This is a genomic window from Lentzea sp. NPDC004782 (assembly GCF_040609115.1).
Classification (GTDB): domain Bacteria; phylum Actinomycetota; class Actinomycetes; order Mycobacteriales; family Pseudonocardiaceae; genus Lentzea.
This window is the reverse complement of record NZ_JBEXJN010000018.1, coordinates 1-24,506: the sequence shown is the minus strand read 5'-3', so window position 1 is coordinate 24,506 and position 24,506 is coordinate 1. Positions and strand designations below refer to the sequence as shown.

Here is a 24,506-nt window from a genome sequence, read left to right as displayed (position 1 = left end):
GCGTTCTCGCAGCCATCGCCCGGTGGGTACATGGGACTCGTTCTCCTCGACGGTTTCATCGACGACAACCTCGGACCCCGGCTCACGGCACAGCAGCGCACGGAAATAGCCGCTTTCGTCACCGAACGTTCCGGCGTGCCCTGGAAGGCGCCCCGAACCTCACACCCACCCGCTGCTGCTCGCCGTCAGCGATGACCTGTGACCACCTGTCTCCGCAGGAGGCCGGCCGACCTCTCATCACCTCCGCGTGTCCGCAGAACAATCTTGGTCGCCGGCTCGGCCACCGCAGGCTTCGCAACATCTGGGCACAACACGTCACCTTACATCCAGAGGCCCCTCCCTGCCGTTCAGAACAACTCTCACCGCTGCCCTGCCACAAGAGTCGAAGACCCCCTTATTCTTCGACCTCTTCTTTGACACCAGCCCCGGTGTCACCATTAACTTCTTCGGTGTCACCATCAACGGACCAGAGGGGGCCGTAGTCTAGAACAACGAGGCCGTGAGGGTTCGAAACAGGGTCGAAGGCGTTGTCCAGCAGGCCGAGGACCAGGCCGGGATCCTTGCGCATGCGACCGGTATTGCTGGGGAGCGTGAACTCCACCTGGAGCAAGACGGCGTTCACGCGGTCGTGATCAATCCGGGGAGGCGTCGTGTTCGTGTAAGCACTGTTGGCGAAAGCGGTGGAGTTCGCCGCACCCTCGGCGGAAATGGTGATCATTTCACCCCGCCTGTCAGCTCGAAGCGTTGCGGAATAACGCGGGAAAGCTGGATAGCGACTCTCCCAGTTCGCAGTCACGTCCTCTACAGAAATACCACCAACCTCCTCAACAAGCAAAGCTCCGAGATAGATCTCAAAGATCTTACCATTACTCAGCGAAGGCCACTCCTCAGAGGAGGAGTAATCTTTGGGCAGGCGAGTGAGATAAAGACCGTTCGTACCCGCCGTTTTAGTGTCGAACTCCAAGACATGGTGAGGTTCCACAATGCGAACCTCAGCTACAGGCTGACGATTAGGAATACCGCAGATGGTGCGCCTGACCTCCGCCGCAGAATTGGCTTCAATCACACGGAAAGTGTTTTTAGCAAAGTCTTTGTAGTTGCGCAGACGGCGATCCCCCCGGTTTTCAGCGATCGACTTGATGAGTTTGCGACTATGCGCATAGAGACGAGCAGTAACATTCTGAGCACCGGCGACTACAAGAGGATGTAGCGTGCCATCCAGCGCGGCGTAAGGAGCGTAAACACGATTAGCGGGATCGCGAGCGTCGCGCCACGGGAACTGGTCGTCCATCCCGGGCATCGGCCTCACAGTGTGCGTGCGAACGATCCGGGTGATCCTAACCTCATCGTCATCGGCATCATCAGCCGCAGGCCAGGTGAACTCCGTCTGCGTCGGGTTGAGCCTCCGCTCTACCGGTTGCGCCACGGACCGCACCATCCCAGAACCAGCGGACTCAGCACCAACGTCCCCCGGCCCAGCAGGCCCAGCCACAACAGGCCCAGCCACAACAGGCCCAGCCACAACAGGCCCAGCCACAACAGGCCCAGCCACAACAGGCCCAGCCACAACAGGCCCAGCCACAACGGCGATATCGCGCGACCTCCCGAGAGTCACTTCAGGCCAGCACACCCGCAGAACACCGTCGGCACCTCGGGAGGTCTCGGCGAGGTACATCCCCGGGATCATCGAGCCATAGTCGATCACGAGCCGGACATGCTCGTCGATCACCTCTCGCCCGTTCCGCCCGGAGCTCCGCGCCACCTTCGCCAGCGCCGACTCCACGGCCTCCCGCACCGTGTCCGTAGCCTCCCGCAACCGTGCTTCCTGCAGCCCGCCCGAGGTCCGAAGGTGGACAACGATTCCCCGCTGTTCGCCTTCCCGGGCATTGATGAGCCGCTGCACAGTCCCTTCGAACCACATCGTCGCCCGCATCCGCCCCACCAGGGACAACTCCGTCCTGCCTTTCAGGAACGGCACAACTACCGGACCTTTTTCGCGGTACTCGCTCAGCGACCGCCGCGGGGTGTCGAACACCTCGATCGCCAGCTGGCCAGATTTGTTTTTCGACTCCTGCATAACGGCGACGAACGCCAAGGCTTCGGCCGGGTCGATCCCCTCACCCGCGACTACGTCCCGCACCCGCTCGTAGATCCGGTTCGCCACCTGGCCACCGCTCTCGTGCAACCGCGACTGATCCCCGCGCACAAAGATGCGGACCTCCAGCGGCTGCCACCCCGCAGCGCGCACTTTCGCCAATCCGGCAATCCACCTGGCATGAGCATCCAGGCTCTGACCCCAATCGCCGTTCACAGCGTGCGCATTCCAGTAACCGTCGACCTGTTGTTCAGCGGCCAGGCTGTACAACCGCCTGAGGTCCGCTTCCCCCAGCACCGCTTCCTCCTGCACCGGCAAGGAAAGCTCCGGCTCCTCCGCCACTGACTCAGCCGCCGGAGTGGACGTGCCGTGGCCGGCGACGTCGATCTGGTCGCGAATGTCGTGGCTCTGGTCCGTGCTGGACGGGTTGTGCTGCGCGGAGGTGTTCTCGGAGTCCGGCAAGAGCTCCCCGAGGCCACCGGACATGGTGCTCATCACGTCTGCAACGACTGATCTCTTGGGCCGCTTGGGCTCGCGAGCAAGAGTTTCAGCACCTGAAGGGAAATCCACGCGCTTCGACCCGGTGATCTGCGCGTCGACCGGCCCCGGCCGTGGTCGGGCCGCAGTTCCGCCGAATTGACCGCTCGTGTTCTGCAACCGCGCGCTGCTACCGGTGGCGTCCCGGTGGCGTATCGCCATATCGCGATGAACGACGTGGCGATCGTCGACCAAGCCGGTGACCTGACCCGCGAGACCGGTCCCGACTGTCACGGGATCGCCCACCGAACCGTCCATCACGCCGCCCGGCCTAGCCCCCGGATCGTGGCCCGCCTGGGGAACCACAGAAGCGACAGCGGGCTCAGAGCTCGCCACCATCGCCGACCCGACCACACCCTCACCAGAACCATCGGCACCAGTACTGGCACCGACGGCACCAACCACACGCCCCACCCGGTCCCGACCGACTTTGACGCCCGCGTCACGAAGCGCCTTCCAAATATCCCACGTTGTCTTCGCGTTGGGATTTCGTTCACGGCATTCTGAGATCCTCGCCTGGAGCTCTTCATCGGACACAACCCGCCTCGTCGATCTCGCCACCTCCCCACCGGAACCACCAGGCCCAGCACCACCCCTCAACCCCTCCGGCGGCTTCAACGATGCCAGCCGCACCAGCTCCCGAGCCACGACATCCCATTCCTCCCCGTCGAAAACCTCCTGACCACCCGCCGACACCATCCGCCCCGCAACCACATTCACCACAAACTCGAAGTCCTGGAAGTCCAGCTTCGCCCGCCCGTCTTCCTCAAGCTCAGACTCACCCTGCACCGATTCACCCGCGAACCTCCCCACAACCTCACGCGCCTTCTCCCGCCAACTCGCCGCCCTCTCATCGGACAACTTCGCCCACCCTGGTCCCGCCGGATACTGCTGCAACGCCGCCGCGCGCCACCCATTTACGCCACCGCCAGAACGAGCGCCCTGCCGACCAATAACCCCCACCCATCGTAGAGGCCGGGCCTCCACGGCCGTATTGATCAGATTTTTCAATCGCGTCGAGCCACCCCTGGCACCCCGGGCAATAATCATCTTGAAAATCTTCGACCGATTAGCATCAGAATCTTCTTCAATGCAAGCATAAATCATGGCGTTGATCTGATCATCGGCCATCTCCGGCGGACGTCCAGGTCGAGTGCCCTTGACCTGGTGAACCAGTCTTCTCAACCTGCTGCTGTGAGCGCTGACGCCATTTTTACGAACCCCCAAGATCGCATCCTCGACGCCGGCGTCTCGGTTTTCCGCAAGAAAGCTTTTGATCTTTCCGGAAATATCTTCATCCGTCATCGCCGACTCGCTTTGAGACATGACCTGGATTCCTCTGGCCCGGTGGACCAGATGGATCAACCGCTCGTCTTCGCCTCTGCGGCCGTGCGCGCGAATGACCGGGATAACCTGTTCCTCACTGGCGTCGGGATGGGCGGCCATGTAAGCGGCACTGAGCGCGATGGCCTGATCGTCGGTCAAACCCGGCACTTTACCTGATCCCGATACCGCCGGACCAGCCTCAGGACTCACACCGGCCGCATACTGACCATAACCGCTGTCAAACAGATAAAAACCCGAACCGGAAGGCCCACCCGGACCGTCAGCGAAAAACTCGTGGACAAACCCGTCAAAGCCAACAACATGCAGATCAACATTCAGCACCGCTACCAGCGACAGAACAACATGACCAGCATCATGGCCCCACCAACCAGGACTGCGAATGTCCTCCGCCACCCCACGCCACTCCGCCTCAGAAAGACCACCACCCGTTACACCACCAGAAAACGTACCCGTCGCATACGAATTCCGGTAATTTACAGCCACCGCCTCACGCAGCCCCAGCACATTAGGCACAAACCCCAACTCCTTCAGCCGAGCACCCCACACCCGCCACGGAACCGCCACCATTACTGCCTTGAAAAAACCATCCCCATCACCATTAACCCCGACCACCCCCAACCTCAACTCCCGCATCACCGCCTTCTGGCTCTCCGACAACCACCCCACCTCCACAACCCCCGAACCCGCCGACCCCGACGACTCACCCACCACCCCCGACCTTGGCGCACCCCCACCAGAACCACCAGGCCCAGCACCACCCAGTAAGCCCCGCGGCTTCTCCAACAACGCCAGCTTCACCAGCGCACGAACCTCACCATCCCAATTCACCTCGTCAAAAACACCATCCGCAGCCGCCCGCGCCATCCGCCCCGCAACCACATCCTGCACAAACTCGAAATCCAACCTCTGCCGCTTGTCCTTCTCAGTCTCAGAGCCCACCAACGCCGGCTTGCGAGCGAACTTGCCCACATATCTACTCGCCCTCCGCCACCAATCAGCCTTCTTCCCATCAGACAACTCCCCCCACCCCGACCACGCCGGATACTGCTTCAACGCCACCGCACGCCACCCGCCCACATCGCCAGGGTGTTGAGCGGAAGGGCGACCGGAAACGCGGGCGGTGCCCTGCTGTTCCGTCGGGTCACCGGAGGCCGCCGTCGATGGCGGCCCAGCCACCGGGCGCAGCTCGACGCGGACGTGGTCAGCGCCCTCGACGTGCCTCATCTCGGTGCGCACGACCGGGATCGCAGTGGATGTCGGCGTGCGGCGAGCAGCCCGCGTGATCTCGGAGGTCACCGCCGTCACCGCGGCGGCGGGTGCCACGCCGGTGAGGTCGCCGTGCGCGATGATCTCCACATCCGTCGCGGTTCCCAGTTCACTGACGAGCCGGTTGACGGCGACGCGGTCGGCGGGGCTCAGCGTCGGCGCGGCCGAGGGCAGGCGCAGCTCGACTGGACGGTGCTCTCGGTTGAGCGGCTCGGGCCGCGTCACCGGTGAGGGTGTGACGGTCGAACTCTCCGCAGGTGGCGGACCGGCCGTTTCGGTCGTGAGGCCCCAGTCGTGGACGAAATCGGACCAGGAGCCGAAGTCGAGCGGCGGCAAGTTGCCCGTGGTCGCTTCCAGCTGTGCCAAGTAGGCGTGCACCGCGTTCCACCAGGCCTCGAGCGCGCTCTCGTGCTGGGCCTCCGCCTGTCGCAGCGCTGACACCGATCCCTCGGCGCCGCGGCGCACGGCGTCCTGACGACCGACGAGCGCGCGCACCGCGGCGGTCAGCGTCGTATCCGCGGACGCAAGATCCCGCGCGGCGCCGGCGAGCCCGGTGGGAATCCGGTCCTGACGGCTGTCGTCGGCGAGCGCGATCGCGTTGCGCATCAACAGGTCCACGACCGCGACACGTTTGCGGGTCACCTTGCCCGTGGGCCTGGCGATGATCCGAAGCTCGATGTCGTTCATCCACAACCCCGTCAGGTCGGTGGACGGGGTCGAGGGCGTGGTCTCGCCGCCGATGCGGTGCTCGGCCTCGGCCTCGGCCTCGGCGCCGATACCGCCCACCACATCCAGCGGCAACACCAAGCCCGCACCGCCACCGAAGACCAGCTGATGACCGAACTGCTCGTGCCCAGGAGGTTGCGTACCACCAGGACCGAACAGAGGGCCCGCCACCACGCCGAACTCGGCGGCCGACTCCTCCTGGACGGTGCGGGTCACCGAACTTGCACCATCCACGGAAACCGTGGTGCGTGCCGACACACCGATCAGAGTCGGCGTGCCCGCCTTGCGTGCGTGCAGTTCGAGGGACAGGCCAGCGCCGAGGGGGATGTCCAGCACCGCACCGGTGGCGGCGTAGATCGGCAGCAGATTCTCGAAGCGCGGACCGCTGAGCGCGGCGCGCACCGCACGCCGAACCGCTGTCGGCACCTGTGCGTCCCTCGCCCCCTCGCGGTAGGCGAGCTCCACGGCGGGGAGCACGTCGTCGACGTCGAACTTCAGCCGGCTGACCCAGCCACGTCCCAGGTCCGAGCCGCCGCGCCAACGCGCGACGGCGTCCGGCTCGGACTCGGCAGCCGGCTGCACGACGGGCTCGGAGATGGCGGCCGTGATCCCGGCAAGCCCGCTCGACACCGAGTCTTCCGGCAGGTGCAGGATCGAGACGTCGCGCTCCACACGGGCTTCCGCCACCCGCAGGCCGTGCCGCTCGATCGCGACGGTGAAGGCGACCGGGGCGCGGAACCTCGCGAACGTTCCAGTGGTCTGCGCGGTGCGCTCGTGGACGACCTCGCGCGACTCCTTCTTCGTGCGCGTCTTTCGCCCCATCACGACATCGCCGATGAAGCCTCCGCCCATGACCCCGTAGGGTCCGCTGCGCGAGATGCTCTCGTTCGGAGCAGAGCCGCCCACCTGCACCGCGGGCGCCACGACCGGCTCCAGCTTCAGCAGCGTTCGCACGAGGGTGCGCACCTTGGTCCCGAGCGAGATCGTCTTCCTGCTCTGCTTCACCTCGCCGTGGGACAGACCGGTGAACACCGGGGTGTCCAGCAGCTCGTTGGTGATCACGACGTCGTAGGTCTCGCCGCGCAACCGGTCCTCCAGCCGCAGCGGACGCGGAACGCCACCGCGAGAAGAGTTCTCCAACCACGTGTGAGCATCGGACAACCAGGAGCTGATGACCTCGTAGTTGTCGTGTCCCCGGTCGAGCGGTGAGCTCGGGATGAGACGGCGGGCACGCTCCGGGCCAAGAGACCGGACCAGGTCATCGCGCAGCGCGGGAAGCACGCCGCGGAGGTCCACCACGTCGTCCACCGCACCGATGCCGAGCGACAGCGACCGTCCCGTGCGCAGATAGGCCGGCGCGGCGATGGCACGTTCCGGCGCGGGCTGCCCGGCCGCGTCCCGCGTCACGTCGGCGCCGGTCGCGGAGTCGTCGGTTTCGGCAACCGCGGTCGTGGTGGGAGCAACCGCGGCGGGCGCCGGGTCGAGATCGCGCAGGCGCGCGTCCTCTTCGGCCTGCTTCGTGCGTATCGCCTCCAGCTGCGCGGTGGTCACCCAGGCCGTGACCGCCTGGGGCAGGTCGAACTGCTCGTTCGCGGTCGCGGGTGTGCCAGGACGCAGGAAGCCCCAGGCGTTGCGCCAGCGCCGCGACCGCACCTCGACCACGACGGTGGCGCGCACGCCGAACCTCACGTGGTGTTGACGCTCGGGCTGCCTGGTGATGGAAGTTTCGGTCACGACCTCGGTCACGACGTCCTTCGCGCTGGTGCTCGACAGCATCATGGGATCGCCCTCGAGCACGAGGATCGCACCGGGTTTGACGACGGTGCCCTTGTCGCCGTCGGTCGTGACGTCCTTGTACATCGCGAAAGCCGTCATGTCGGCCGCTGCCGTCAGCGCCGTCGTGTTCTCCTTGCCCACACCGGTCTTCGACGCCAGCTGGGTGGACTCCGTCGGCTGCTGCCAGCCCTCGTCCAGCACCTCCACGTCGCGTGGCATGAAGGACACCTCGGCCGCGGCGTACTGCTTGATCCGGCGCCGGCTCCAGTGCAGGCCGCGGACACCGGTGGTGCGGCTGAAGAGACGCTGGTCGGCCTTGACCGAATCGGGCGACAGCACGGTGTCGATCAGCGTGCTGTTGTCGGAATCGGCGAAGGAGAAGATCGGGTCTCCGGAAGCACGGGTCAGCGCGTCCTTCACGGCGGCACGCACGTGCGACAGACCGCTGAAGCTCAGCACACGGATACCGTCGAGGTCGCGGGACAGGCCGCGGCGCAGCGGGTCGGCGGACACCGGCAGGCCGGGAGGGGGACGCAGCCGGATGTGGTTCATGTCCTGACGTCCGGCGGTGCGCTCCACGACGATCGGGTCGGGCCGCGTACGCGACACGTACTCCGACGGCACCCACACATCGGCCTCGACCCGGATCACGGCTTCCCGCGAGGTGGTGCCGGAGGCCGGATCCACGAGGTCGATCGGCATCGTCCGAGGCACGTGCAGACCAGGCTTGCCGATGCTCACACCACGCACCATCGCGTTGTGGCGCCGGTAACTCTGTCCGCTGAGGGTCCACTCCAGCGTGGCGGTGAAGCGGTGCCTCTGCGTCGCCACGACGGAGCCGGTGGAATCGAGTGTCCTGCCTGTCTGCCGCACCTTCTTGCGTTGTCCGGTGTTGCCGGTGAGCCCCCTCTTGGTCCAGCTGAAACTCGCGAAGATCGAGGAGACGAAGACGGCGACACGCTGGCTCAGCGGAGTGCTGACGCGGCTCCCCGCGCCGAGGCCGGCGGTCGTGGTCCCGGACGTCGTGTTCGCCGTGCCCGTGGACTCGGTGGTGGTGACCACCTCCGGTGAGGCGGGAGTGCTCACCTCCGGCGTGTCGCGCAGGTTCGACATCGACGCCTTGAGCGTGAACGACACGTGGTAGTCATGCCCCCAGCCGTGCTTGGGCAGGAGAGGAATGCGCAGGCCGTCCTCGGACAGCGCCCTGTCTGCGAGCAATTCCAGTTCGCGGTCGGTGAGCAGGCCGCGCAGCGCATCGCGACGCTTGAGCGCTCTACCGAGCTTGCGGCCGATCTTCCTGCCCGCCGAGGCGTCGTCGAACTGGGCCAAGAACATGTCGCTGCTGAGGTACCACCGCTTGTGGCCGGGCACGGTGCGAACCGAGTTCTCGATCATGTCGAGCACCTGGGACGCAACCTGCGACACCTCCAGCGACGCGCCCGCCAGCGCTCTGCCGGACTCCAGGGCCTCGGGCCCGTAGAGACGGCGCGGTGGCGTAGCGTCGGCCGCCGGCTCGGCCGTGTGGGTGGCCTTGACCTCGCGCCACTCGACGGCGCGCACGGCGTCCGCGAAGCTCATCGCGGGCTTGCCCGGCACCCGGACCTGGAGTTCGAAGACACGCTCGACCTGCTGTGCCTTGCCACGCCGGGTCGTCGTGTTCTCCACCTCGCCGCCACGGCTGATGGACAGGTTCTGTCCCTTCTCCACCCCGCCCATGACGACGGGCCCCGCGACCAGGCCGACGGTTCCGAGGTCGAACCCCGGTCCGGCCATGATCTTGGAGTTGACCCCCCTGCTCTCCTCGCCGGAGTCGGAGACCTCCACACCGACCGACTCGGCGTCGGTAAAGGTTGCGCCGTCCACCGTGCGGAGGACAGTGGGCGTCGTGCGCTCGACCAGGCGCATCTCAACGGCACTCGGAGTGTGAATCCACGAGATGAACGGGTGCTTGCCGGTGAAGAGCATCTCCGATCGGACCCAGCCGAGCCCGCGGCCGGCCTCGTCGGCGGTCACCGCCATGTCGGGATAGCGCTTCTTGATCGTGTCGCCGTCCAGGAACTCCCGCAGGTTCTCCCGTCCCGGGCGTCCAGGCTTCACCAGCGAGCGCGGCAATGCGGAGATCACCTTGTCGAACAGGCGATGTTCCCCGTTCTTGCCCGGTGGCAGCTGCTTGCCCCGGTAGGTGCCGGGCAGTCCGCGTTCGACGTGGACGGACTCGACGAACGGCGCTCCGTCAGCGGGAACGAGCGCCCCGCCCGGTTCTTCAGCCGGCGACGCCGGTACCGACAGCGGCACGACGACAGGGTCGGCGTCGCTCTCGCCGACGACGACCGGCTCGCCGACACGGCGGCCCTTGGTGTCGCGCAGACTCAGCTCGATCCGCGCCGGCACCGCGACATCGCGCATCGGGACCGTCACGCTCATCACCTTGCTGCCGCTCGCCGTGGCACTCGCGCTGACGTTCACCGAGTTGCTCGCGTCCGTCGAGAACCCGACGGTGCCGACGGCCGTGACGCCGGGCGCGGCGGGGACGATGACCAGTGCCAGTGCGGAGTTGGCCTGGCTCCCGCCCGAGGCCGCGGCGAGGGTGCCACTGCCGGCCGGGCCGTCGAGGTCCATCGGCGTCGAGGCCGACGTGTTCTCCGTCGTCGCGCGGTCCGCGAAGTACGACACCCTGGCGTGTAGCTCGTAATACCTGCCGTTGATCTTGACATCCTGCGCCTGGCCGGAGCCGAGGAGCTTGCCGGTGCTGGTCTTCAGCCTCGTCACGAGGTCGTCGACGTGGTCGCGTTCGCCGCTGGGCAGCAACGCGTCGATCGCGGCGTCGAGGGCGCCGCCGTTGGAGACCTCGCCACGCTGCCGGGCGAGCCTCAGGTCCAGGTTCTCCTGGACGTCGACCCGCTTGGCACCGGCCACGTCCTCGGTGTTCATCGTCCCCGCCTCAAGCGAAACGGGATCCCCGGCAACGGACTGTCCACTCTGGTCGGACGCACCACCATCGCGCACCGCCGCGACGTCCTGTTCCTCCGACAGCCCGGAGGTCGGCTCGATTCCGGAGGACGATGTCCGCGGCAAGCCCGGCTTCGGAGCACCGGACTCGACAACGCGGTCATCTTCGCCACGTGCGCGGAGGATGCCCGGCGCGTCGGGGAAACGCTCGTCTGGGGTCTCCTCGGTGGGGAAGAACGTTCCCCCGGAACCACCGGACGACAGCACCACCGGAGACTGAACCAGGTCACCACCGTGCACGGCATCTCGTTCGAGATGCGCTTCGAACGACTCCGGCGAGGTCCGGGAACCAGCAACCCCGTTGTCCGGCAACAAGCCAGGTCCGGAGAACCGCTCGCTGTCGGCGTAAGCGCCCCAGGTCAGCGCCCACCCCTTGAACTCCTCCGATGTCATCACCGACGGATACGTGCGCATGCCATCGTTCAGGACGAACACGGGCTGACCGTCCGCCACGCTCGCGTACACGTAGACAGTGTGGTCTCCCGTGTAGATCGGATGTCCGCTGTGTGAAACCAGACGTTGCCAGAACCTTTCCTGCTGCTCCGGTGTCTCCAGGTCAACAGCCACAGGCACGAAATGCTCCCAGCGTGCCTCGAGATCCGCCTCGCCGAACGGCCTGGAGTCCGGTTCCGGCGCCAGTGTGCTCCGCAACTTGTCGGTGTAGTAGCCCTGGTCGACGCCGGTCAATCTGCGAAGACCGCGATCCAGCACCAACGGCACGGCCAGGAGTGCGCTCGTCCTCCAATGATCTTCGATGATCTTCGGGGTGGGCACCGGGACGTCGGCACCGCGCAGCTCGGCGGAGGTGAGCTTCTGCATGGTGCGGCCCCAGCGGTTTGCGAGCACTCGCCATTCCCGCCGCACGCCGGGATCTGTCTGATCGGCGTTCAGGAGATCGAGGACACGGCGTTCGATGGCATCGAACTCGGCACGTGCCTCCCGGATCCGGCCGCGGGCCATGTCTTCCCGGGACCGGCCGAACAACCGGTCAGACCTGGACTTGGCGGCCTCGTTGGTGCGGCGGAGCTGCTCTTCGGTGCTGTCAGCCACCGAACGCCCGATGTGCAGGAGCGGCACGAGGCCCGGCGCGCGGCTGCGCACGGCGGTGTTCACCGCCGCTGCGATACACGTTGTGATGAAGTACTGCTCCTCGTGACCGGCGCTCGCGAACAACGACTCCGCGAGCGCGGCGGGGTGCTCGCTCAGTGCCAAGGACAGCGGGCTGGCGGACACCTCCGTTCTCACCCGCGGGCTGAGGTTCACGAGCCCCAACGTCGCGAGCCGCACCGGCAGGGCTGCCCCCGCCTGCAGTTCGATGCCGTAGACAGCTGAATGCCGCTCGGTGAACGGGTTCTCCCCACGGGACACCGAGGTGGTGATCTCACCTACCAGCTGTGTCAGCCGCGCGGAGGTGATCGGCCGAAGCTCGCGGCGGTCGGTCTGCTTTCCTCCGAACAGTCTCGGCGGCAGTGCCTGTTCCCTCGTCGGCACCACTGCGGCCGCGAGCAGCGCCTCGTTGACGAAGGCGCGCACCCGCTGTTTCACCTCGGGGTCACCGTGCCCCGACAAAACCCGGTCCAGCGCCTCGAGCTGGTCGCGGGTCCCCGGTGGAAGTGCCAGTCGTTCGAGCTTGCCATCAGCGGCGAGCGCCGCGTACTCCGCGATCCGCGCGCGCACCTCGGCAGAGGACATGGCCAGCTCGGCCAACCCGTACGTGGCCCGGTCGTAGTCGGCTTCGGCCTTGTCCCTTGTGGTCTGCGGATCGGGATAGGAGACGGTCACGGTCGCGCGGCGCATGTCCTGCGGTGTGACGGCTCCGGTGAAACGGCCGGTCTTGGTCACCAGGCCGACCACGACGTCAGCGGCTGTGACGACGGGGCGATCTCCCCGGAGCCTGGCGAGCTCGCCGCTCAGCACAGTGACGAACTCGTCCCGCACCCGCTCTGCACGCCGCAGAGCAACCTCGGAAGACTTTCCGAACCCCAGAACTCCGGAACGACCGTTGCTCCGGCCGGTGATGGTCACCTCGGGAGCAAGCAGGCCGTGCTCGGCCCGGACGACGGCCGCTCGAGCGATCTCTCGCGCCATCGCTCGCACCGGTACGAGGGCCTCGCGGGTGGTGGTGTGCGACCCCTCGGCGAACCAGACGTGGGCCGGGACCGATGGCTGCAGGCCACCCAGCACCACCGCGACGAGCATGTCGGCCGACGGCCTCCGGTCAGCGGCGGCCTGCAGTCTCTGCTGGTCGAAGAAGGTTTCGCCGGGTTCCTTCGTGTACATCCGGAAGTGCCAGCGCTGAGCTCCGGGCAGGACGTTCAGCTCTCTCGCCATCGCCTGCCAGGCAGCCCGTTTCGCCTGCGGCTCGGCGCCGGCGTACCCGGTCGCCTCGATCGCGCCGAGCGCGTCCGCGAGAACGCGGTGACGCTCCAGCCGGTTCGCCTCGCCGGTGCCACCGGCTGAGCGCGCGTCTGCGGCGCGAGCACCGAGATCCTCGGAAATCTGCTTGAAGGCGCCGCGGTGTCGCTCGAGATTTCCGGCTATCGCGGCCTGAACCGCGGCATCGAACTCGGCTGTGTTCGAGTAGTTCTCCAACGTGATCTGCGTGCGTCCGTCGGCACTTTCCGCGATCACGGTGGCGAAGTGATGGCCGTGTCCTCCTGGGTCGGCCATGCCGTTCAGCGAGTAGTCGGGACGGCCGTCCGTTCCCTCACCGGGGATCGTGACCCGGACGTACATCTGCCCCGGCCTCGCCCAGGCGAACTGGTTCAGGCCTGCCTGATGCACGACCTGCCGCATTCGCGTGCGCAGCTCGTCGGTTTCCCCGCCGTGCCGAAGTGCCGCGGCATACCGGCGTCCCGGCAGCGGGCGTCCTCGCACACCACCCGTCGGCCGCGTGTCACGACCGGCGAGCCTCGCGGCCGTCTGAGCATCCACAGTGGACGCTTCACCGTTCTCCGCGCTGCTCGTCAGACCATCCGCCAGGTGGAAGAATCCCGTGATCTCCTGGTCATCGTCAGCATTCACCGGTACGGTCGCCGTCGTTCCTCCCGCATCGGTGAAGAGCAGCATGTCCGCCTGAGCGCCGTGTAGCAGCTCGGCGAAGTCACGACTGACGTCGTTCAGCTCGTCGGGCAGAGATGGAACCACTCGGTACAGAACCTGTTCCCGCCCTCGTTCATCCAGGATCACGGTCGACCCAGTGGTCTCCAGCTGCGCACCGCTCCCGACCCGTCGCAGAGCTTCCCGCGCCGCGGAGAGCATTTCCCGCGAGACGAAGAACTCTCTGGACTGGTTCACGCCGCCGGGCCCCCAGGTGGACCGGGTGCCGTTGATCGCAAGCGTGCCGTCGCCCGCAATCCGCAGCTGCGGCTGGCTCTGCTCGACCATCACGGTGTCCGGCCGCCCGAACGACGGGAACGAGCCGTCGGGGCTCAGCCAGGCCGCCAAGGACCGCAACGACTCGAACGCCGGTCCCGAACTTCCTTCCACCCGGTAGGCGCCGGTCAGTACCGAACCGGCCACCGGCGCACCGGACGAGGCGGGCACGCCCGAGACGCTGTCCGGTTCTCCACCCGGTAGTAACGGAGCAGGCTGGCCCTCATCTTCGTCGGTGAGCAGGACCTTCGGCACAGACCCCGAAACCGGCCCGCCCGACCCCCGACCCAAGAACGGCCCGACAACCCGCCTGCCATCCGGCCAGACCCTGTGCAACCGGCCCGGCCCCTCCAACCCACCATCCGCCCGCACCGTCACCCTCCCCTCCAGACCCCACACCGCACCCACATACCCCAACGCCCGCACCTGATCCACAAACCCGTCGAACCCACCACCCACACCAGCACCAACAGTCGAACAACTCAACAGACCCAAACTCGGCCACCCCGACCACCCCCCGCCAAACACCCCCACCAACCGCGCCAGCCCAGCCGCATCCACCCGAACCCGCCCACCATCAGACCTGCGCCACACAGAAAACCCATCCTGGTGATGCGTCACCACCGCAAACGCATCAGGATCCACCTGCCACACCCCCGCCACAAACGCCCTCCGCACCACCTCCCCCTCACCCGGCCGCACAAACGCCACACCCCTACGCACACCACCACCATCCACCAACACCACAACATCAACATCAGACACATCCAACCCACCCCCACCCACCAACACACCAAAGGACACAGGAGAACCAAACGACCCCGCCACATCCCCCAGCACCACGCCAGACGCCATTTCCCTGATCGGCGCGTCCGTGCCTTCGTCAATGCCCGTATCGGCCACCAGAGCCCGCCCTGGCTCCGATGCCGATGGGAAGTGGCTGCCGAACGTGGCACCCGATCGATACACCAGCGATGCCGCGGATTCGTCCTGCGAGTTCTGCTCGTCGGCGACGGCCGGCCGGACGAACGGGCGGGAGAAGTTCACCGGCCGCGATCCACCCAGCTCGTGAGCCAGCGGCGCCGACGTATCCCCTCGCTCGCGAGTCTCCTTTCGCACAAGGGAATCCCCGTGCTGATCGACCTGGACCACGCTGGTGGGGCGGAAGCCGAACGGTCGCGAGAAATGTACTCCGATCTGGTCGACCGCGCCTGTGCCGATCCCATCCCCGCGCCACGACAGGGCACGCGTCTCGTGCGCGGCGGGGCCGACCCGGTCTGACGGAGAAACAACGACCGAATGATCGTCGGTGGTGACGGCCGTTCCCAACCCGACATGGCTTTCAGATCCGGCTCGGATGGCGTCCGCCGCGTGCTCGGCGGCGATTTCGCGGTCGTACACCGCCTTGGCTTCCCACCACTCGCTCCTCGCACGTTCCTCCGCACGTACGGCTTTCCGATGTGCCTCGGCCGCGGCGTTGTGGGCGTCCCGTTCCGCCTTCGTCGTGCCGCCAGGTCCCGACGCGGTCTTGAGGAGCGCCTGCTCACTATCAATCATGGTCCGCAGGACGTCCTCCGCTTCCGCCAGCTGACGACGGCGCTCGATCAGCGTATTAAGCTTGGACTTCGCCGAATCCGATCGACGGTCGTGCGCTGCATCGCGAAGTGCCGCATCGTACGCACCGCGCAACTTCCCGATGTGGTCCCGTTGTTCTTCGATCACAGCGGTGAGGTCTTCGAGTTCAACCCGTGCGTCGGCACGGCGGCGATCGTCGTTGTCGAGTGGGCGTGCGGCCTTCTCGAGGGTGGCAATCGCCCCGTTCATCTCCTTTTCGGCCTTGTACCACGCATCGGACTTGGCTTTCAGGTTCCTGGTCGCGTCGATCAGTGTGCGGGGCAGCCGGTGCCCCGTGACGGCGACCGCGTCTGCGTCACTCATGCGCATCGCATAGGCGTCGTAGACACGGAAATCGACGTAACCGGTCGTTCCCGCGTCACCGGAGTACACCAAACGGAAGTCCGCCGTGGCGAGCAGAACGCGGGTCACTCCGTGATTGTCCTCAGTCGTGCCGGTGGAGCCGGAGTCAGAGATCGTCACCCCCTCGTCGGAGGCTTTGTTCGTGAGCGTCTCCGACTTCGGGCTTGCGAACGTGGCGCGCTGGGGAACGAGATCGCCCGTGTGATCGTCGAAGGCTTCACGCCGATGTTGCGGGTCGTCCGCGGCGGTGCCGACCGCACGTTCGACCGCCGTGGTCCGTCCGCCGGAGGCGAACGGGAGAGACCTGCCTATCTCGATGTCGTTGGACGTGGCGACCTTGATCGCGCGTTTTTCCACAGTCGTCTTCTGATTCGACTTGATCTTGACGGCCGCACTCGTGCTGGCAAAGCGAAGAGCGTGTGGGAAGCGAACGTGGAGCGTGAGGTCCCCCCGCCCGCCATCTGGCAGCGGAATCCTGAACTTGCCGTACATGGCGGTCGCCGGCGAGGCTTGCACTGTCGCGGATGTGATGGCGGTCGCCAGTACGGCTCGCACTGTCACGGGTGTGATGGCGGTGACCAGGGCACGCTCGATCTTCGGGGTGATCGCGACACCGGCGCCCCGCAGCAAATCCTTTGCGTGGGCGCGCATGGTTCGGACATCACCGAAATAATGCTCGAACCAGTAGGGGTGCGTTTCCGTCAACTGCGGGCCGGACAGCCAGTCGGCCAGATCGTCCTCGGTGAGCCCGCCGGTGATGACTGGAGAAAGGGTCTCCGCCTCTCCGAACCTGCCGCCCGACACGGGAGGGGGAAACGCCTCGTCGGCCACTCTGATGACCTCGATCTGCCTTCCCACCGGCAAGGAAGCGATCGGCACACCATGCCGCCGCATCTGCAGAGTGAGGTTGAGACGGGCCCGGTGCACGACCGCGGGTCCTTCGATCTCAGCGGAGTACGAGTACTTCGTGCTGTTCTCCACGGTTTTCTCGTACTCACGACGGCGGAGTTCCCCCCCGACGTTGAACCCGCCGCCGATGTTGCCGTCGGCGCGTCGAACCGCAGGCCTTGCTCCTCCGGCCGGCGGCTCGGCGTCCAACACCACCTTCTTCCTGATCGCCGACATCCCGCGAAGGGCCCCCATGAGCTTCAGGATCGTCGTGGTGCGGCTCTTGACGTCCCAGGTGCCGAGTTTCGCGGTGATCGCGGCCTTGAGCTTGGTGAAGTTCCTGACCTGCCCCGGCTCGGGCGGCGCTGCGAAGCTCGCCTCGAGCAGCAGGTCGTAGACATGTCCCCGGAAGCGGTCTTCCAGCCGGACAGGCAGGATCTGACCGCCGTTGAGCAGACAGTTCACAGAGCGGTTCGCGTCCGAGAGGAACTGTTTGACCTGCGCGATGTTGGGGTTCTTCGGATCCAGCGTGCTCTTGGGCAGAAGCCTGTCCGCCACTTCTCGGCCGATCGAGGGGTTGGCGGCCAGAAGTTCGCGCAGCGCTGGGATCTCGTCTTCGAGGTCGATGGGGTCGATGACGCCGCCGAGACCGAGTGACAAACCCTCCGACCTGCCTGGTTGCATCGACGCCGGCGGCTCGACCGTCTGCTCCGGCTCCGCGCGGTCGTCACCGTCCTCGGCGGACCGGCGCGTCGGGTCAAGCTCAAGCAGGTGCTTCGGCTCGAGCCACGCCAGCCAGGTCAGGTCGACCTGCCTGCCCGCCCGCGTCACCGGAGCAGGCGCTGAGAGACCGAGGGTCAGGTTTTTCTTGTACTCGGCTTCCACGACGAGCGTCGCGGTGACGTCAAGCCGGGTGAGATACCTCTTCGCGGCAAGCCTGCCCACGGAGAACTTCTCGGCGCTCTCGACGTCGACCACAGCCGACCTGCCGCTGCTGAAGCTGAAGGGCGACGTGGCGAACACGGCGAAGCCACGTGGAGCAGCTTCAGCATTACCGTTCAGCACGTCGTATCGCACGGCGGAGGTCAGGACCGGCACCGCGACGACATATCCGTTGTACGCGTTGGTGGCGCCACTGGTGCCGGTGACCTTGCTCGAACTCTCGATCTCCCGCAGCACCTGCTGGTACTCCTCCGCGGTGACCTGCTGCTCGGACAACCGCGGACGGAACGACACACCCAGTGCCCCGAACAGGTCCTCGTAGCGACGACCGTACAGCCGTTTGGTCGAGTCGATCATCGTGGGACGGGTGAAGAGCCGCGAGTCCTGTTCCAGCGCCTCGGGAGCCAGCCGCTGGTTGATCCATTGCGCGATGTCACCCACCTTCGAAAGTGCGACCGGATCATTACCGGTGGCCTCGTACCAGGCGTCCACCGCCGCGCGCTGCAGCTTTTCCGCACCTGGGAACGGCACGATCTCGATGTCGTCGAACGTGCGGGGCATCGGACCGCTCAACTCGTGCGGCGCCGGCACCGGTTCGAACCTCCGTGCCGGTTCTTGCGCACCCTTCGTCCCATGCCTGCCCAGCCGCGACACGGGTTTCTTGGGAGAGAGCAGCACTTCAGGCACGAGGATGCGCACGTCGACGACGATGTCGTCGGGCAGGGCCGGGACCTGTTCGCTTCTGGGCAGATGGCGGCCTTTGCGGCCGATGCTGACCCGGCGCGTCGCCTCCGTGTGCCTGCGTTCGGATGCGACCACTTCCGCTTTGATCGTGAGAGATGACACGAACTGACGCACCGTCCTGTCACCGATCTCCCCGTCCGCGGTGAGCGCGTCGCCCTTCTGGCGTTTGACGCTGCTCTTCGTGCGCGACGACATCGTGATGTCCCTCGCCCACTCGCGCGATCCCCGGAGGCCGAAGACAAGAGCGCCGAAGGTCGCCGTGCCCGTGGTCTTCGGGCCCGGTCCCATCGCACGGAACTGTGGGCCGCCGCCCACCCCGATGTTCCCGCTCTGTCCGAACTCGGCTCCCCGTTCGTCCTTGGTGACGTAGACCGATTTGAACTGCCCTTCGGTGAGTCTGTCGCCCTCCTGCAGCTCGCCGGCGTACGCGCGAAGGACGATCACCGTTTCGTTGTCGTGGAACCACCCTTTGCGCCGCACGGGGATGCTGAGCCCAGGCCCCAGCAGCCTGTTGACCAGCCTCGCCAGCGCCGGCTCGCCCAGTGCGTTCTTGAGGTTCTGACCGCGTTCCAGAGCGCTGAGCGCCTTGGCGGTGAGTTTGCCGTCTTTGATCTTGCTGTCGGTGAAGTCCATGGCGAACCTGGACTTCCTGATGTACCAGGCCCTCTGCATCGGGACGTGCTTCAGCAACGGCATCAGCGCTCGTTCCAGCAGCTGGCCGCTGTTGACCTCCTCCACCATGCCGAGCAGGACCTGGCCGCTTTCGAACTCCTCGGGGCCGTAGACCGTCCGATCGGCCGATCCTCGGTACGTCTCGTCCGGGTTCGCCTCGACCAGACCCGTCAGCACGGCGTCCCGCTTGGTCACCCACTGGTGCGCGTTGACGTTGCCGCGCAGCGTCACCGGTTGCTGGCCGCGCCGTCCGACCTGGCGAACTTCGATGTCGTACACCGTCTCGTAGCGGACGGCGTCACCCTTGATCTTCAGTTCGTACTTCGCCGCCGTCGCGCCCGTGAACGTGCCTGTTGCCGCCCTCTCCACGCTCGCGTCGTACGTCAGACCACCAGCAACACTCGCCGAGCTGAACGGCAAGTCGCCACCGCCGCCGACGAAACCGCTCAAGCCGAACTTCCGCTTCACCGCGTGTTCGCTGGAGTGGCCGTACCGCGAGTGAGTGCGTTCGAAGATCTCGACGTCGGACCTCTGCTCATCGACCCTGACCCACCGTGCGACCGCGCGCATTTCGATCTGCGTGGTGCGCCGCCACCACTGGAACCAACTTCGGTCGGCAAAGATCGTTCCAGAGGTGATCCAGCCCTGTTCTGGGTTCGCTTCACCGTCGAAGACGGTCATCCGCTTCAGGTTCGCGGCGATGTTGCTCTCGCTGACGAAGCGTTCGACGACTTCACGGCCCGCCGTGCCGCTGGCTGTCGCTTTCCGGAAGCGCTCGCCGATCAGCTCTGTCACCTGGTCCGCGAACGACGAGTGCTGGCCAGAGTTGCTGTTGATCACGACCGATTCCAGGGCGAAGTTCTTCGGCAGCGCCCGCGGCTCGGTCTTGCGAGTCCGGTTGAGACCGAGCAGCTTGTCCCGAGCTGCCGGTGTGACCGGGACGATCCCCTTCTTCCGGGACATCTTCCTGGCCGCCGCTCTGGAAATCGAGCCATCCCAAGCATGCGCCTTGAGTACCGACGCGCCGGCGTCATCCTGCGTGTGGAGATCCGTCGGCAACAACAGCGAAACCGTCGCGTCGACGCTGGCGCTCTCCTGACCGGTCGTCATGGCTACTGCGGAATCCTTGTCGTCGAACAAGGACAGCTGCATCGTCAGGGGAACTTTGACCAGGACCGGCTCGCGGAGCTTGACCTTCGCCGAGGCGCCGAGTTCCTGGGTGAACTCGCCACTCACGACCTCCGTCGGAGCGATCGGCACGGAGGGCATCACGTTGATGATGAGGCCAGGCGTGCCCGAGTACCGCCCACTCAGAGAAACGTCCTGTCTACGAACGTCCTTTGAGGACATAGATGTCGCCGTCTTCACCTTGGTGGACTTCTTGTGCTCATAAGCGCCATCACCGAGCACAACCAGATCATCACTGTCCCAGTGCGCCAAGGCCTTGATTCGCAGCTTGTACTGCTGGCCATCGCCTTCGATGTCGACCCAATGGCCCGTATCCCCAAGCGTGCTCGCTACGGAGTTCTGCAGGCCGAGCGAATGTTGAGTGACGTGCTTCCACTCACGCACGTGGGGGGCCAGCCGGTGCAGGTGGGACTCCAGGTGGAACAGCGATCCGGTGGATTCACGCAGAGTGTTCTTCACCTGCTCGGCAGCACCGAACCCACGGCCCGCGAGCAGGTACTCCGGCTGTTTGTCGCGGACTTGGCGCGCCGTGGACGGCTTCGTCTCTGGCGCCGAAGTCGTGCCAGTGTGCGAAGCAGCGACCTGCTGCGCGGTTTCTCCGGTCCGGGGGGCCCTGGGAGCTACCGGCCCCTCGGCAAGCGCGGGAGTGACCACGCCCGACGACGGCTCGGTCAACGCCTTCAGATCGCCGACCACCACACCATCGACGCCCTCACCCCCCACCCCCAACACCGAACCAGATACCGACACCGCATCAGAATCCTCACCCGCCGACAACTCCCCGCCAGAAACCACACCAGCACCCACCACACCCGGCACCGTCGAACCTGCCGACCGCGACGACTCACCCACCACCTCCGCCCCCGCCACACCCCCACCAGAACTCCCAGGCCCAGCACCACCCTTCAACCCCCCGCCCCGCTCCTCCAACAACGCCATCCTCACCAGTTCTTGAGCCATATCATTCCAATACGCCTCACCGAAAGCCTCATGCTCAACGTGCACCATCCACTTCGCGACCACATCCACCACAAACTCGTAACCCTCCCTCTGCCGCCTGTCCTTCACAGTCTCAGGCTCCACCAACGCCGGATAGTGCGCGTACTTGCCCACATACCCACTCGCCTGCTTCCGCCACTTCGCCAGCCCCTCATCAGACAACTTCTCCCACCTCGCCCCTCCCGCCGGATACCGCTTCAACGCCTCCTCACGCCACCCACCCACACCGCCAGCCGGACCGTCACCACCCAGACCACCACCAGCCACACCATCACCAGCCACACCATCACCAGCCAAGGAACCCCCGGCAAAATGACCCTCGGCCGAGTAACCGCCCATCGGATCACCGTGGATCAGGTGATCACCGGCCGGGTGGTGTCCGGCCGGCTGGTGTCCGATAAGGACACCACCGGCCAGATTGCCTTCTGGCACCCCGGAAGCAGGGAACAACACACCCGCACCCTGCCCATCCGCCATGGAGACCAAGCCAAGATTCGCGCCAAACACGTCCGCACCGCTCATCGCCCCCTCCATCAGACCCTGGAAGGGCAGAGGATCGGCGAACGTACCCAGCCCGGACCCCGGCAACGCACCCGACGCCCCAGCCCACCCTCCAGACCCGCCAACCCCCAACGATGCGGCGACGTCCCCATCACCGACAACAGCAAAGCCCCCAGCCCCAATCCCAGTCACATCGCCGTACCCCGCCACCCCCACACCAGCCAAGTAACCCCCGGCCGAGTAACCGCCCATCGGATCACCGTGGATCAGGTGATCACCGGCCGGGTGGTGTCCGGCCGGCTGGTGTCCGATAAGGACACCACCGGCCAGATTGCCTTCTGGCACCCCGGAAGCAGGGAACAACACACCCGCACCCTGCCCATCCGCCATGGAGACCAAGCCAAGATTCGCGCCAAACACACCCGCACCGCTCATCTCCTCCATCAGACCCAGCAAGGGCAGAGGATCGGCGAACGTACCCAGCCCGGACCCCGGCAACGCACCCGACGCCCCAGCCCACCCTCCAGACCCGCCAACCCCCAACGATGCGGCGACGTCCCCATCACCGACAACAGCAAAGCCCCCAGCCCCAATCCCAGTCACATCGCCGTACCCCGCCACCCCCACACCAGCCAAGGAACCCTCGGCCGAGTAACCGCCCATCGGATCACCGTGGATCAGGTGATCACCGACCTCATTGCCACCGGCCTCACGCTCCTTCACGCCACGCCACAATCTGTAAACCCTGTCCGTGCTGATCAGTGGGTTTTTGCCGGGGGGGGTATTGCCGGACAACGTGGCGACATTCAGGTAGGTGAGCGGGGATACTTCGTCGTTCTCGCCGACCAGGCCTGCCTCACGCCGCGAGCGGCCGTTCAGGCCTTCCGCCCACTGCCAGACCACATCCCGGGCCACCTGGGACTTCAGGCCACCCCTTCCGTCGCGGAGCACGAATGCTTTGAACCTGACGTCGCCCAGGAGGTCTTTGATGTACTCGGCCAGGGTTTGCGGCTGCTCGAGGTCGGCAGGGCGACTCCATTTGACGATCGACTTCTCCTCGGACACCGACAACCGCACCGGATCAGCCCCGCGCCACAATCTCCGGACCGCGCCCTCAATGATCAGTGGTTTTTCGCCGAGGGCGAGTTTGCCGGACAACTCGGCGACATCCCGTTGGGTGAGCGGGGATACTTCGTCGTTCTCGCCGACCAGGCCTGCTTCATGCCGCGAGAAGCCGTTCAGGCCTTCCGCCCACCGCCAGACCACATCCCGGGCCACCCGCGACCTCAGGACACCGCCTTCGTCACGGAGCCTGAATTCCGCGAACCTGACGTCGCCCAGGAGGTCTTTGATGTGCTCGGCCAGGGTTTGCGGCTGCTCGAGGTCGGCAGGGCGACGCCATTCGACGATCGACTCCTCCTCTTTCTCCGACAACCACACCGGGTCCGCACTCCACGTTGTGTCTACCGTGTCCTCGCTGATCAGTGCTTCGTCGTTGACGGTTGTGCCGGACAACGCGGCGACAACCGGTGCGGTGAACCGGGATCCGTCGTTGTCGTGCTTTCCGTTCAGGCGTGCCGTCCACCGCCAGACCACATCCCGGGCCACCCGCGACTTCAGGCCACCCCTTCCGTCGCGGAGCACGAATGCCTTGAACCTGACGTCGCCCAGGAGGCCTTTGATGTGCTCGGCCAAGGTCTGCGCCTCGCCGACACGGCGACGCCATTCGACGATCGACTTCTCCTCGTCCTCTGACAACGACACCGGCTCAGCCCTAGGCCGCAAAACCTCGACCGTCTCCTCGCTGATCAGTGTTTTGTCGTCGTTGAGGGTTGTGCCGGACAAATCGGCGATAGCCCGGGCGGTGAGCCGGGGTCCGTCGTTGCCGTCCAGGCCTTCCGCCCACCGCCAGACCACATCCCGAGCCGCCAAAGACTTCAGGGCACCCCTTCCGTCGCGGAGCGTGAATGCCGCGAACTCCTCCTCGGTCAGGATGTGGCTGATGTAGTCGACCAGGAAATCCTTCCCGCCGACACCACGACGCCACCCCACGATCAACCTCTCCTGGTCCTCCGACAACCGCACGAGGTCCGCACTCCACGATCCCCTGACCGCATAAATACCGATCAGTGGTATGGGCTTACCAGTGCGGTCATGACCGGCTGTTCCGGACAATCTGACAACATCCGGACCGGTGAGCGGGGATCCGTCGTTGCCGCTCACGCCGTCCAGGCCTGCCTGCCGCCGCGAGAGGCCGTTCAGGCCTTTCGCCCACCGCGAGAGCACTTCCCGGGCCCTGCCGGACTTCGGGCCACCCTGTTTGGTGCGGAGCGTGAATGCAGCGAACTCCTCCTCGGTCAGGATGTGTTTGATGTAGTCGACCAGGAAATCCTTCCCGCCGACACCACGACGCCACCCCACGATCAACTTCTCCTGGTCCTCCGACAACCGCACCGGATCAGCC

Annotated in this window: 1 protein-coding gene; it reads right to left on the bottom strand. The window is 66.0% G+C overall.

What is annotated here, in order from left to right; all coding sequences use genetic code 11:
* Positions 1-394 precede the first annotated feature (394 nt).
* The gene (locus tag ABZV40_RS18490) at positions 395-24,490 is read right to left on the bottom strand and encodes a hypothetical protein (RefSeq protein ID WP_355442428.1); all 24,096 of its coding nucleotides are present in this window, start codon (positions 24,488-24,490) and stop codon (positions 395-397) included.
* Positions 24,491-24,506 lie beyond the last annotated feature (16 nt).